Annotated in this window: 12 protein-coding genes and 1 tRNA gene; 3 read left to right on the top strand and 10 right to left on the bottom strand. The window is 60.3% G+C overall.

Translation table 11 applies throughout. The features are described from left to right. Window positions 1–4: 4 nt before the first annotated feature. The 3 genes from ATY76_RS19990 to ATY76_RS19980 form a co-directional block, all read right to left on the bottom strand. The gene (locus ATY76_RS19990) at window positions 5–1,516 is read right to left on the bottom strand and encodes an ABC transporter ATP-binding protein (protein ID WP_088676461.1); all 1,512 of its coding nucleotides are present in this window, start codon (window positions 1,514–1,516) and stop codon (window positions 5–7) included. A gap of 88 nt (window positions 1,517–1,604) precedes the next feature. Next, on the bottom strand, window positions 1,605–2,597 hold the full coding sequence (locus tag ATY76_RS19985; RefSeq protein ID WP_088676460.1) for a BMP family ABC transporter substrate-binding protein: 993 nt from the start codon (window positions 2,595–2,597) through the stop codon (window positions 1,605–1,607). A 319-nt stretch (window positions 2,598–2,916) separates the two neighbouring features. Then, a complete protein-coding gene (locus tag ATY76_RS19980; protein WP_088676951.1) occupies window positions 2,917–3,234 on the bottom strand; it encodes a hypothetical protein in 318 nt (105 codons plus the stop codon). Between the two features lie 227 nt (window positions 3,235–3,461). Here ATY76_RS19980 and ATY76_RS19975 point away from each other — a divergent pair. The 3 genes from ATY76_RS19975 (at window position 3,462) to ATY76_RS19965 (ending at window position 4,613) form a co-directional block, all read left to right on the top strand. After that, window positions 3,462–3,551: transfer RNA gene (locus tag ATY76_RS19975), tRNA-Ser, on the top strand. Between the two features lie 241 nt (window positions 3,552–3,792). Continuing rightward, on the top strand, window positions 3,793–4,002 hold the full coding sequence (locus ATY76_RS19970) for a KTSC domain-containing protein (RefSeq protein WP_042117711.1): 210 nt from the start codon (window positions 3,793–3,795) through the stop codon (window positions 4,000–4,002). A gap of 371 nt (window positions 4,003–4,373) precedes the next feature. After that, window positions 4,374–4,613 (top strand): CrpP-related protein, encoded by a 240-nt coding sequence (locus ATY76_RS19965; protein WP_088676950.1) that lies wholly within the window; start codon window positions 4,374–4,376, stop codon window positions 4,611–4,613. On the opposite strand, the gene pncB is transcribed toward ATY76_RS19965, so the two are convergent. The 7 genes from pncB to ATY76_RS19930 form a co-directional block, all read right to left on the bottom strand. Next, a complete protein-coding gene (pncB, locus tag ATY76_RS19960) occupies window positions 4,595–5,899 on the bottom strand; it encodes a nicotinate phosphoribosyltransferase (RefSeq protein ID WP_088676459.1) in 1,305 nt (434 codons plus the stop codon). The two genes, ATY76_RS19965 and pncB, sit on opposite strands and share 19 nt — an antisense overlap. A gap of 188 nt (window positions 5,900–6,087) precedes the next feature. Beyond that, window positions 6,088–6,450, bottom strand: a complete 363-nt coding sequence (locus ATY76_RS19955) for a hypothetical protein (protein ID WP_190233702.1) — start codon at window positions 6,448–6,450, stop codon at window positions 6,088–6,090. An 84-nt stretch (window positions 6,451–6,534) separates the two neighbouring features. Beyond that, window positions 6,535–7,494 (bottom strand): glyoxylate/hydroxypyruvate reductase A, encoded by a 960-nt coding sequence (locus ATY76_RS19950; protein ID WP_088676458.1) that lies wholly within the window; start codon window positions 7,492–7,494, stop codon window positions 6,535–6,537. A gap of 8 nt (window positions 7,495–7,502) precedes the next feature. After that, window positions 7,503–9,140: an ABC transporter ATP-binding protein gene (locus ATY76_RS19945; RefSeq protein WP_088676457.1), complete on the bottom strand. Its 1,638-nt coding sequence runs from the start codon at window positions 9,138–9,140 to the stop codon at window positions 7,503–7,505. Beyond that, complete coding sequence (locus tag ATY76_RS19940) at window positions 9,137–10,285, bottom strand: ABC transporter permease (RefSeq protein WP_088676456.1); 1,149 nt, start codon at window positions 10,283–10,285, stop codon at window positions 9,137–9,139. The genes ATY76_RS19945 and ATY76_RS19940 overlap by 4 nt, the downstream gene beginning before the upstream one ends. Next, window positions 10,285–11,373, bottom strand: a complete 1,089-nt coding sequence (locus ATY76_RS19935; protein ID WP_088676455.1) for a microcin C ABC transporter permease YejB — start codon at window positions 11,371–11,373, stop codon at window positions 10,285–10,287. The genes ATY76_RS19940 and ATY76_RS19935 overlap by 1 nt, the downstream gene beginning before the upstream one ends. Before the next feature lie 150 nt (window positions 11,374–11,523). Further along, window positions 11,524–13,356 (bottom strand): extracellular solute-binding protein, encoded by a 1,833-nt coding sequence (locus tag ATY76_RS19930; RefSeq protein WP_088676454.1) that lies wholly within the window; start codon window positions 13,354–13,356, stop codon window positions 11,524–11,526. Window positions 13,357–13,431: the final 75 nt, after the last annotated feature.

Below are 13,431 nucleotides of genomic sequence, written 5' to 3'. Positions count from 1 at the left end.
ATCCTCACGCGGCAATGCCGGCCATCATCAGGCCGAGGGTCTGTTCACCGGCATCGGGCGTCTTCTCGCCGACGACATGGCCGGCGAACATGACAAGGATACGGTCTGAAAGGGCGCGGATCTCATCGAGTTCGACGGAGACGAGCAGGATCGCCTTGCCCGCATCGCGCATCTCGATGATCCGGCGGTGAATGAATTCGATGGCGCCGATATCGACGCCGCGGGTCGGCTGGCCGATGATCAGCATCTTCGGGTCGCGTTCGATCTCGCGGGCGACGACGATCTTCTGCTGGTTGCCGCCGGAGAAATTCGCCGTCTTCAGCCGCGGGTTCGGCGGGCGGATGTCGTATTTCTCGATCTTTTCCATCGCATCCCTGCGGATCGCTTCGAGATCGAGCAGCGGACCTTTGCTGTAACCCGGGCGGCGATGATAGCCGAGCACGGAATTTTCGTATTCCTCGAACTTCAGCACCAGCCCCATATGATGGCGGTCTTCGGGAATATGGGCGAGGCCGAGTTCGCGCAGACGGGCAGGGTCGGCCTTGTCGATCGTCTGACCGTCGAGAAGGATTTCTCCGGAGGTGGGCTTGCGGATGCCGGCAATCGCCTCCAGCAATTCCGACTGGCCGTTGCCGGCGACACCGGCGATGCCAACGATCTCGCCGGCCCTCACGTCGAAGGAGACATTGTCGACCATGGTGACGCCGCGATTGTCCTTGACGGTGAGGTTGCGAACCGTGAGCACCGGAGCGCCGGGGTTTGCCTCACCCTTCTGAACGCGCAGCAGCACGCGGCGGCCGACCATCAACTCGGCGAGTTCCTCCACCGTCGTTTCCGCCGTCTTGCGGGTCGCGACCATCTCGCCGCGGCGCATGACGGACACCGTATCGGTGATCGCCATGATCTCGCGCAACTTATGGGTGATGAGGATGATCGTCTTGCCCTGGTCGCGCAGCACCTTGAGGATGCGGAAAAGATGGTCGGCCTCCGCCGGCGTCAGCACGCCGGTGGGCTCGTCGAGGATCAGGATCTCGGCGCCGCGATACATGGCTTTCAGGATTTCGACGCGCTGCTGCAGGCCGACCGGAAGCTCTTCGATGAGCGCATCTGGATCGACTTCCAGCCCATATTCCGTTTCCAGCCGCTTCAGCTCGGCGCGGGCCGAAGCGACGCCTCTCGCCAGCAGCATGCCGCCTTCGGCGCCGAGCATGATGTTCTCCAGCACCGTGAAATTGTCGACCAGCATGAAATGCTGGTGCACCATGCCGATCCCGGCGGCGATCGCCGCCTGGCTGTCGCGGATGGTGACCGGATTGCCGTTGACGCGGATCTCGCCGCTATCGGCGTGGTAAAAACCGTAGATGATCGACATCAGCGTCGATTTGCCGGCGCCGTTTTCACCGATGATGCCGTGGATCGTCCCCTTGGCAACGGTGAGGTTGATATCCTTGTTGGCGTGGACGGCACCGAATTTCTTATCGATGCCGACAAGCTCGATAGCGGGCTTATCTGTCACTGCAGGCTCCAAATAAGAAAAGGGCGTATGGCGAAAATCCCCTCCGCCATACGCCCGATCTCAATCGTCGATTACATCAGGGCACGGATCACTTCGGGCAAGCGTTGTCCGAGGTATAATCGTGAACCTTGACGGTTCCGGCAATGATGTCGGCCTTCGCCTTGTCGACGGCGGCCTGCATTTCCGGCGTGATCAGCGACTTGTTGTTGTCGTCGATCGCAGCACCGACACCATCTTCCTTGACGCCGAGCGCTTGGACGCCGCCGGTGAACTTGTCGTTCTTGGTGTCGGTATAGGCGTTGTAGACGGCGAGGTCGACGCGCTTGACCATCGAGGTCAGCACCGAGCCGGGATGCAGGTGGTTCTGATTGGAGTCGACGCCGATCGACAGCTTCTTGTTGTCGGCAGCGGTCTGCAGAACGCCGAGACCGGTGGCGCCGGCTGCCGCGTAAATGACGTCGGCACCCTGGTCGATCTGGTTCTTGGTGAGCTCACCGCCGCGAACCGGGTCGTTCCAGGCCGCACCGGTGGTGCCTGTCATGTTCTGGAATACTTCGATACCGGCCTTTGCGGCGCGGGCGCCCTGCTCATAGCCACATTCGAATTTGCGGATCAGCGGAATGTCCATGCCGCCGACGAAACCGACCTTGCCGGTCTTAGAGGCCATGCCGGCGAGAATGCCGACGAGATAGGAGCCCTCTTCTTCCTTGTAGACGACCGAACGGACGTTTGGCTTGTCGACGACGGAATCGACGATGATGAACTTGGTATCGGGGAATTCGGCTGCAACCTTCTCGATAGCCGAGGTCCAGGCGAAGGAAACGGCAACCACCGGATTGAAACCGCGGCTTGCGAAGTTGCGGATAGCCTGTTCGCCCTGGGTGTCGCCCGTCGGCTCGAAATCGCGATAGGCAATGCCGGTCTCGGCCTTGAATTTCTCTGCGCCGTTATAGGCCGCTTCGTTGAAAGACTTATCGAACTTCCCGCCAGTGCCGTAAACCAGCGCCGGCTTGACATCGGCGGCCAGCGCCGTCGTCGACATGGCAGCCATGGCAAGGAGGGTGAGAAGGGATTTTTTCATGAGTTGCAGCCCTGTTGTTGCTATTTGTTAGGGGTCCTCCCGCAAGTCCTTTTTGGACATGTCTGCGGAACCACCGACCTCCCCCCGGAGGCCAGGCTGCGCGCATCCTTGCATGGCTCACGGAAAAATTCACCAGAAATTTTTCGGTTGGTAAAGATTTGCGGCGATTGCTGAAAATCGGTTCTTCGAGACCGATTTTTGGACGCCCCTCTCATCTGAATGCGGATTTTCTAGCCAATCCGGCGATCGATGTCGAGAGCATGGAGAAGGCGGCATCCTTCGAAATTTGTCACCGGATCATACCCGCAAGACTATGCTTCTATGCAATGAAGCGTCCGGAAATCTGCGGCTTCTTGTAGCCGACCATCCAGAGCAGCAGCGCGATCACCAGGAAGACGGCAAAGGCCGGCTGGAGCATCAGCCACTGGAAAATGAAAGCATAAAAACGCGGGTGGACGTAGTAGGAAAGAGACGATTGCAGCGAGGTCAGGGTCGCCGGGCTCACATCCTGCCAGGCATCGGAGATCGGGGTCATCACCACGGCCGAGGCCGCAACCGACTGTATCGAATCGATGGTCCCGGCAATAACGGCTGCCGCAAGCGCGACAAGACTCGCCAGACGCAACAGGAAACGCATCAATCCCTCCGACGCTTCGATATGCCGGACAATTCCGGCCAACCCGCGCCATTCTCCACCTTGAGAATTACATAGTCGTCGATGAGGTGAAGCACAATGGGATGGGCGCAGGCGAGTTTTATCGGAAGAAGTCAAAAAACTGTTAGATTTGGGTTGATCGGCAAAAATTCATCGGTATATATCGCGCCGTTCCGACGATTTGCTCCTATCCGGGCGCGAACGCCAAAGGACAGGTGGCCGAGTGGTTTAAGGCGCACGCCTGGAACGCGTGTGTACGTGAAAGCGTACCGAGGGTTCGAATCCCTCCCTGTCCGCCATTTTCGGCATCCGCGTTTTGATCTTCCAATAGATTGAATTTTAAGCCTGACCTGGCTGGCCCAATCTTCGTGTCCATGGCGAATACGGATAATGAGCCAGCGCGAAACGAAGGCCCGATCCCCCATCGAGAAAAGCGCCAGGACTGATCAGAAAGATTCCTGAATTTTTACCACGCTGCTTCACCGCGTCTTTGCACGTTTGGGTTTACCGTCTGCAAAACTAAAAACAGAGGTAAAACAGGTGGAAGAACTTTCGGTCAAATCGAAGATCATCAAATCCGTCTATTTCAACCAGGAAGATGGGCGGCTCAGGATCTGCTTCAAGAATGGCGAAGAGCGCCTGTTCGAGGGCGTTCCGTCGTCGGAAGCCCATGCGATGACGGCGGCGCCGTCTCCCGGTCATTATTACCTCGACAGGATCAGGACGCGGTTTCGCAGATTGGCTGCCTGAAGCGGAGACGGATGCCAGCCCGCGCCGGGATGGTTCGATTCGGGGCGAGGCCGGTGGATATTAACCCTTGGCTAATGCTCGTACCCATCGCAGTTGGATCGACCCGAGCGGAAAACGGCAAGTTGTCGACGCTGCCGGCTTTGAGAGATTCGGACAGCCGGGAGGCCCGGTGGCGGACCCCAGCCAGGAAACCGGGCCTCCCCGTCACGCTTCGTTGGTCTCGCCAGGATCGACGTCAGACTAAGCCGTGACCATCCCAAAATAGCGAATTGGGGCTAATCCTGTGAAAAACCGGAATGGCGATATCCGGACTCGACAATGCTTCATTAGCATGATTGCATAAACCCATCGAATGGAGGGTCGGGGTGATGATGTTCGAGAATCTGCTTGAAATGCAGGAGCGCGGCGTGCGCGACCGTGCACTTGGCCGTACCTTGGCCGACAACCCGATGTCGAAGCCGAATGTCCTCCCGATCACCGATCTGCAGGAATGGTATTCGATGTTCGACGCCTGGCGCTTCGGCTGGTCGATCGAGGATGCGATGGCGGGGCATATCGATATGCCCCGGGAGGGCCGCGCCTCGCCGCGTGCCTATACCAGGACGGTCTGATCGACCCGATCCTCGGCGCCGAAGAATTTCAGGTAACGTTCGACCTCCGCCGGCTCGCCGGTTGCCTTCTGCGGGTTGTCCGAGAGTTTTACCGCCGGACGGCCGTTGGCGTCGCTGACCTTACAGACGACGGAGATCGGGTTGAGGCCCGATATTTCGGTCGGCGCGCAGCCGGCAAAATCATTCGTCAGATTGGTGCCCCAGCCGAAGCTCATGCGCACGCGTCCTTCGAAATGCCGGTAGGTATCGATGATGGCGTCGACATCGAGGCCATCGGAAAAGATCAAGAGCTTCTGGCGCGGATCGCGGCCCATCTTCTTCCACCAGTCGATGATCTTCTCGCCACCTTCGATCGGCGGTGCGCTGTCCGGGCGGAAGCCGGTCCAGTCGGCGACCCATTCCGGCGCGTCGCGCAGGAAGGCAGCGGTGCCAAAAGCATCCGGCAGGACGATCAGAAGATTGCCGCCATAGAGCTTGTTCCAATCGCGCAGGATCTTGTAGGGCGCGTTGCGCAGCTGCTCGTCGGTTTCCGCCAGCGCTGCGGCCACCATCGGCAGTTCATGGGCATTGGTGCCGACCGCTTCGAGATCGGAATCCATCGCCAGCAATACGTTGCTTGTGCCGGTAAAGGCCGGTCCGATGCCTTCCTTCAGCGCCTCGACGCACCAGCGCTGCCAGAGGAAGCTGTGGCGGCGGCGGGTGCCGAAATCGGAGATGCGCAGGCCGGGAAGCTCCTTCAGCCGCTCGACTTTCGACCACATCTTCGCCTTGGCGCGAGCATAGAGCACATCGAGGGTGAAGGGGCCGAGCGCCTTCATCGCCGAGCGCGAACGCAGCTCGTTGACGATGGCAAGTGCCGGGATCTCCCACATGGTGGTTTCTTTCCACGACCCGTGGAAATCCAGGACATATTGCCCATCCTTCTTCGACAGCTCGTATTCGGGGAGCTGGAAGTTGGAAAGCCAGGCGAGGAATTCCGGCTCGAAGATTTGGGCGCGGCCATAGAAGCTGTTACCCGCAAGCCAGATCATCTCCTTCTTGGAGAGCCTCAATGTGCGGGCATGATCGAGCTGTTCGCGCAATTCGCCCTCGTCGATCTCCTCGGCGAGATGCACGCGCTTGGTACGGTTGATCAGCGTGAAGGAGGCGTTCACATCGGGATAGAGCTTCCAGATCATCTGCAGCATCAGGAGCTTATAGAAGTCGGTATCGATCAGGCTACGGATGATCGGGTCGAGTTTCCAAGCGTGATTGTAGACGCGTCTCGCGATATCAGTCTTGGCCATGAGATTCCTGCCCCTGTCCACTCCGGTCAGGCGCTGCCAAGTTCCGAGGTGCTGCTAAGCTCCGGCCGGGCGCACGAAACCGGCTCGTGCGCCTTCTTATCGAAAAATCGGCAGAGAAAGTCCAGACAAAACAATAAACATCCCGCCGCGGCATGGCGGCGGGATGCAGGAGATTAACTGGCAAAGCTTTACTGGGCCGGCGCGGCCGGCTGGGCTGGTGCAGGCGCGACATTCGGAGCGGCCGGCGTGGTGTTCGGCGTTTCGGTCGGAATCGCATTGCCGTTCTGCAGCGTCGGCGCAGGCGCTGCGCTTGGCTGCTGCGACTGAAGCTGCTGACCGGGCTGTTGCGGCGCCACTTCCTCCGCCTCGCGATTGCCCCAGATTTCGACTGGAATCCAGACCACGAAAGCTAGCACCAGGGCGGCGAGCAGCACCATCAGGATGCGATAACCCATACGCCCCTGCCTTGCCTTCACCGGCGGGATCTGTTCTTCCCGGTGAAGCTTGCCATCGGACTTTTCCCAGCGTGTTTCCGTCTGATGCGCCATCATCGTCTCCTTCCGCTGTCTTGACGGCCGATCGGCCATAAAGAACTCTGCAGGAAAACGGTCTGCTGTCTTGAAGGTTCCGGGCCCTCAATAGCCGACGGCGCGGTCGACGACGAATTGCAGCGGCTCGCCGCGCTCGAACCGGGCGATCTGCGCCTCGACATGACGGAAGAGTGCGTTTTCTTCCGAGACGGCCGCATCATGCGGCGTGATGAAGACGTTCTCCAGATTCCACAACGGGCTGCCGGAAGCCAGCGGCTCCACTTCGAAGACATCGAGGGACGCACCGCCGAGCGTGCCATCCCGGATAGCCGAGACGATATCGGCCTCGACCTGGCTTTTGCCGCGGCCGGCATTGATGAAGACCGGCTTTTCAAGCGCCCCATCGCGGCGGAGCTTCTTAAAGAGCCCGCTATTATAAAACCCTGTTGTCTCAGGCGTCAGCGGCAGCAGGCCGACAAGAATGTCCGTCTTTGCGAGGAAGCGATCCAGCGCGCGCGCATCGAAGGTTTCGACGCCATTGATCTCCTTGCGGGTGCGCGACCAGCCGATGACATCGAAACCCATCACCTTGAGCTTGGCGACTGCATCCTGGCCGAGGACGCCAAGGCCCATCACACCGACCGTCACCTCGGCCGCCTCCGGCGCAATCAGCTTGGCCCATTGGCGCTGCCGCTGGCTGATATCATGGGCGTATTGGCCACGCAGATGCATCAGGCACTGCATGACGACCCATTCGCTCATGCGGGTCGTCAGGCTGCGATCGACGAAACGGACAATCGGGATATCGGGCAGGCCGTCCATGCCGATGATATGGTCGACGCCGGCGCCGCCCGAGAAGATTGCCTTGAGGTTCGGCGCCCGCTGGAAGAGGTCGGCATCCGGTTTCCAGAGAAGGGCGTATTCAGCTTCGCTTAGATCACGCCCGCTATTGGCGGGCTCGGCGAGATTGATGCTGCCGCGATCGGCAAAGGCCGTCTTCAGGACGCGAGCAACGCCTTCGGGATTGAACTTGATATCGACGAGAACGGGAGGACGTGCGGACATGATCTTCTTTACTGCTGCACGGCGGGCGTCGGCACCGCCTCGATGTTGAAAGCGGCGGCCATCAGCGCCCTGGTGTATTCGTCCTTCGGCGCGCGGAAGATCTCCGCGGAAGGCCCCTGCTCGACCACCTTGCCGAAACGCATGACGATGACGTCGTTGGCAAGCGCCTTCACCACCTTCAGGTCATGGCTGATGAAGAGATAGGCGAGGTCATGCTTCTTTTGCAGGTCGCGCAGGAGATCGACCACCTGGGCCTGCACGCTCATGTCGAGCGCGGATGTGGGCTCGTCGAGCATGACGAAGCGCGGCTTCAGCACCATGGCGCGGGCAATGGCGATGCGCTGGCGCTGGCCGCCGGAGAATTCATGCGGATAACGCCAGCGGGTCAGTGGATCGAGCCCCACCTCCTCCAGCGCCCAGCACACGCGCTGGTCGCGCTCTTCGGCGCTCAAGGCGCGCTCATGCACCTTCAGCCCTTCGGCAATGATATCGCCGACCGACATGCGGGGGCTGAGCGAGCCGTAGGGATCCTGGAAGACGATCTGCAGCTGATTGCGCAGCGGCCGCATCTCACTGAACGAATAGCCGGCTATATCCTTGCCGATAAATGCGATCCGCCCCTGCGAGGAGATCAGCCGGGTGAGCGCGAGACCAAGCGTGGTCTTGCCGGAACCGGATTCGCCGACGACGCCCAGCGTCTGCCCGGCGCGCAGCGAAAGATCGATGCCGTCGACCGCCTTCACATGATCGACGACCCGGCGCATCAGGCCTGCCTTGATTGGGAACCAGACGCGGATATCGGAGCCTTCCATCACCACCGGCTTCGACGGATCGGCAAGCGGCGGCTCGCCGCGCGGCTCGGAGGCGAGAAGGTGGCGTGTATAGTCGTGCTTTGGATTGGTGAAGACCTCCTCCACCGTGCCGGCCTCGACGATCTTGCCCTTGGTCATGACGCAGACGCGGTCGGCGAATTTGCGCACGATGCCGAGATCGTGGGTGATGAACAGCAGCGACATGCCGTGCGCCGTCTTCAATTGCCGCAGCAATTCGAGGATCTGCGCCTGCACGGTGACGTCGAGCGCCGTCGTCGGCTCGTCGGCGATCAGCAATTCGGGCCGGTTGGCGAGCGCCATGGCGATCATGACACGCTGGCGCTGGCCGCCTGACAGTTCGTGCGGATAGGCTTTCAACCGCTTCTCCGGCTCGCGGATGCCGACCTGGTTCAACAATTCCAGCACGCGCTCACGCGCCGGCTGGCCGGTCAGACCCTGGTGCAAAGCGAGTATCTCACCAATCTGCTTTTCGATCGTGTGAAGCGGATTGAGCGAGGTCATCGGCTCCTGGAAGATCATGGTGATGTCGTTGCCGCGCACCTCCCGCAACACCCGCTCCGGCGCCTTCAGGAGGTCCTTGCCCTTGAACAGGATTTCGCCGGAGGGATGGCTTGCGGAAGGGTAAGGCAGGAGCCGCAGGATCGAATTGGCAGAGACGGATTTGCCGGAACCGGATTCGCCGACGAGCGCCACGACCTCGCCCTTGGCGATGTCGAAGGAGATACGATCGACGGCGAGCGAGGTCTCGCCGCCCTGGTGAAAGGCAACCGAGAGATCGCGGACGGAAAGCAGCGGTTTTGTCATCTCACTCATTGAAACGTCTTCCTCGGATCGAAGGCGTCGCGCACGGCTTCGCCGATGAAGATCAGCAGGGAGAGCATGATCGACATAGTGAAGAAGGCCGTCAGCCCCAGCCAGGGCGCCTGCAGGTTGGTCTTGCCCTGGGCGATCATCTCGCCGAGCGAGGGGGAGCCCGGCGGCATGCCGAAGCCCAGGAAATCGAGCGAGGTCAGCGTTGTGATCGAGCCGGAGAGAATGAAGGGCAGGAAGGTCAGCGTCGCCACCATGGCATTGGGCAAGAGGTGACGCCACATGATGGTGCGGTTGTTGACGCCGAGCGCGCGGGCGGCGCGGACATATTCGAAATTGCGGGCGCGCAGGAATTCGGCGCGCACGATGCCGACGAAGCCGACCCAGGAAAAGAGCAGCATGATGCCGAGCAGCACGAAGAAGCCGGGCGGCAGGATCGCAGCGATGATCAGCAGGATGTAGAGCACCGGCATCGACGACCAGATCTCGATGAAACGCTGCAGCAAAAGGTCGGTCCAGCCGCCGAAATAACCCTGCACCGCGCCCGCCGTGACGCCGATGATCGCCGAGCAGATGGTGAGCGCGAGGCCGAAGAGCACGGAGATACGGAAACCGTAGATGACGCGCGCCAGCACGTCGCGGGCCTGATCGTCGGTGCCGAGCCAGTTGAGATTGCCGAGGGTGCAGGCGGGATCGTTCGCGCCTTGGGGATAACCGGCGCAGCGCTCCTCCTTGGTCATCAGCCAGAAGGGGGCGGTCGGCGCCGAATGCGGAATGTTCGAATTGACCGAGCGGTAGGAATAGCGGATCGGCGGCCAGATCATCCAGCCATTGGCGTTGATTTCGTCCGCAATCACCGAGGAGCGATAATCGGTTTCCGCCAGGAAGCCGCCGAACTTCTCCTCGGGGTAATCAATCAGCACCGGAAACAGGATCTCGCCCTTGTAGGAGGCGATGATCGGCCGGTCGTTGGCGAGGAATTCGGCAAACAGGCTGAGCCCGAACAGCAGCAGGAACAGCCACAACGACCAGTAGCCGCGGCCGTTCGCACGGAAATTCTTCCAGCGGCGGATGTTGGTCGGCGAGAGCAGTCCCTTGCGCGGCGGCTTGACCGGGGTTGCGACGGCGGGATTTGCGGCGGCGTCCATCAGACATCCCTCCGCTCGAAATCGATGCGCGGATCGATCCAGGTGTAGATCAGGTCCGAGACCAGGCTGACGAAAAGGCCGAGCAGCGAGAAGATGTAGAGTGTGGCGAAGACGATCGGATAATCCCGGTTGACCACCGAGAGATAGCCGAGGCGGCCGAGGCCATCCAGCGAGAAGATGTTTTCGATGAGCAGCGAGCCGGTGAAGAAAGCGGAGATGAAGGCGCCGGGGAAACCGGCGATGATGATCAGCATGGCATTGCGGAAGACATGGCCGTAGAGCACCTGTCGCTCGTTCAGGCCCTTGGCGCGAGCGGTGACGACATACTGCTTCTTGATCTCCTCGATGAAGGAATTCTTGGTCAGCAGCGTCGTGGTGGCGAAGGCGGCGAGAGAAAGCGAAATCAACGGCAGGGTGAGATGCCAGAAATAGTCGAGCGGCTTCTGCCACCAGGCGAGCTGGTCGAAATTGTCGGAGACGAGACCCCGCAGCGGAAACCAGTCGTAGAAGGAACCGCCGGCGAAAAGCACGATCAGCAGAATGCCGAAGAGGAAGCTCGGCACGGCGTAACCGATGATGATGACGCCCGAGGTCCAGACGTCGAAGGTCGATCCGTCCTTGACCGCCTTGCGGATACCGAGCGGGATGGAGATGGCATAGGAGAAGATCAGGATCCAGATGCCGAGCGAGATCGACACCGGCAGCTTCTCCTTGATGAGGTCGAGCACGGAGGTATTGCGGAAGAAGCTCTCGCCGAAATCGAAGCGGATGTAATTCCACATCATCTCGCCGAAACGCGTCAGCGGCGGTTTGTCGAAGCCGAACTGTTTTTCCAGCTTGGCGATTAGTTCCGGATCGAGCCCCTGGGCGCCGCGATACCTGGAGCCTTCGTCGCCACCGCTATCACCCAGGAGGTCGCCGCCGCCTGACAGGCGCTGGTCGGCGCCATCGGCCTGACCGGTCAATTGGGCGATCACCTGCTCGACGGGGCCACCCGGCGCGAATTGAATGACGATGAAGGAAATCGCCATGATGCCGACGATGGTCGGGATCATCAGAAGCAGGCGGCGAATGACATAAGCGCCCATCAGCCTTCAGCCTCCGGAAATGTTCTTCTTGTCTGCCTGCCGTCCAGTCTGATGCCGCTCAATCCGTCAGCCTTCCCTTGCCGGCTTTGCCGGCTTGTCGTGATTCGCTTGTGCCATTTGGAGCCGAGGGGCCCTGCAATGCAAGCCCGCTCATTTTGCCGAGGCTGACCACCAGGCATCGGGGAAGCCGAGGCTATAGGCCGGGAATTCGGCCGGATGGGTGATCGTGTTCCAATAGGCGAGGTTATAGTTGCCGCGATAGAACAGCGGAATGACGTAGTGGTTTGCAAGCAGGACCCTGTCCATCGCCTTGATCGCCGCTACCTGTTCATCGCGGTTCGGCGCGAAGATGATCATGCGGATGAGTTCGTCGACGGCCGGATTGGCGATGCCGGCATAATTCTGGGAGCCTTGCTGGTTGACCGAGCCGGATCCCCAATAGTCGGCCTGTTCGTTGCCGGGGTTCATCGTCTGCGCCCAGACATTCCAGATCATGTCGTAGTCGAAGCTGCGCTCGCGATTGACAGCTTGCGATGCATCGACCGTCCGCACCCGCGCATCTATGCCGATTTTCCGGAGATTGTTGGCATAAGGCACGGCCCAGCGCTCCAGTATCGGGCTCGACAACAGGATCTCGAAGCTCATCGGCTGGCCGGTCTTGGTGTTGACCATGCGATTGGCCTTGAGCTCCCATCCGGCTTCCTTCAGAAGCGCAATCGCCTTGCGGAGGTTGTCGCGGCTTTTCTGGGGATCGCCCCCGACGGGATTGGTGTAGGGCGTCGTGAAGACCTCGGGCGGAACCTTGTCCTTCATCCCCTGCAATATTTCCAGCTCACGCCCCTGCGGCAGGCCGGACGAGGCGAGTTCGGTGTTCCAAAAGTAACTGTCGATGCGCTTGTAGCTGTTGAAGGCAACCGTGCGGTTCAACTCCTCGAAATCGAAACCGTAGTTCAGCGCCTCGCGGACGCGCTCGTCCTTGAAGATGTCGCGCCGCATGTTGGGCACGAGAGCCTGCAGGATGCCGGTGGAGCGCAGCGGGTTTGCAACCTCTTCCTTCTTGACGCGCCCCTCCTTCACCGCGGGAAAATCATATCCCGTCGCCCAGCGGGAAGCCGTCGTCTCCTGCCAATAGTCGCTGTTGCCGGCGCGAAAGGCTTCGAACTCGACATCGCGATCGCCGAAATAGGTGTAGATGACGTTGCGGAAATTGTTCTGGCCGACATTCACGTTGAGGTCCTTGCCCCAATAGTCGTCACGCAGCTCATAGCGGATCGTCGAACCGGGCGAGAAGGATGCGATCTTATACGGTCCGGACCCCATCACCGGCTCGAGCGTCGTCTTGGAAATATCGCGCGGCTTGCCGTCCGGTCCCTGCCCCTCCCACCAATGTTTCGGCACGACCACCAGCTGGCCGAGAATATTCGGGAGCTCGCGATTGTTCTTCTCGTCGAAGGTGAAGGTGACGTCGCGATCACCGGTCTTTTCGGCCTTTACCACATGGCGATAATAGTTCGCGGTGACGGGATTGAGTTCCTTGGTCTTGTCCAGGCTGAAGATGACGTCCTCGGGCGTCACCGGCTGGCCATCCGCCCATTTCGCTTCCTTGCGCAGGCGAAAGGTCGCGCTCGAGACGTCAGCGGGAAAGGACAGCCCCTCGGCAAGCAGGCCATAGGAGACGAGGAGCTCGTCATCGGCTGACTTCATCAACGTGTCGTGTACGAGCGAAAGACCGACCGCCGTCTGGCCTTTGGCAAGCAAGGGATTGAAGGTGTCGAAGGCGCCGCTCGCGGACAGGCGCAGGTCGCCGCCCTTCGGGGCGTTGGGATTGACGTAATTGAAATGCGCAAAGCCCGGCTTGTACTTCATCTCGCTGATGACAGAGCTTCCGATCTGAAACGGCTGATCCTCGGCCATAACAGTCACTGGCACCAGAGCGCCGGCAAGCGACAGAACCAGACCGATCTTCGACCACAAAGCCGCCATTCACGCTTTCCCCTAATTATTGATAGATTCGACAATAAGGAAAATACTGGCGAAAAACAGGAGAGAGTTTGGTTT

The sequence above is a fragment of the Rhizobium sp. R339 genome (genome assembly GCF_002211395.1).
Lineage (GTDB): Bacteria > Pseudomonadota > Alphaproteobacteria > Rhizobiales > Rhizobiaceae > Rhizobium.
The sequence above is the reverse complement of the archived record's forward strand: the minus strand, read 5'-3'. Positions and strand labels throughout refer to the sequence as shown.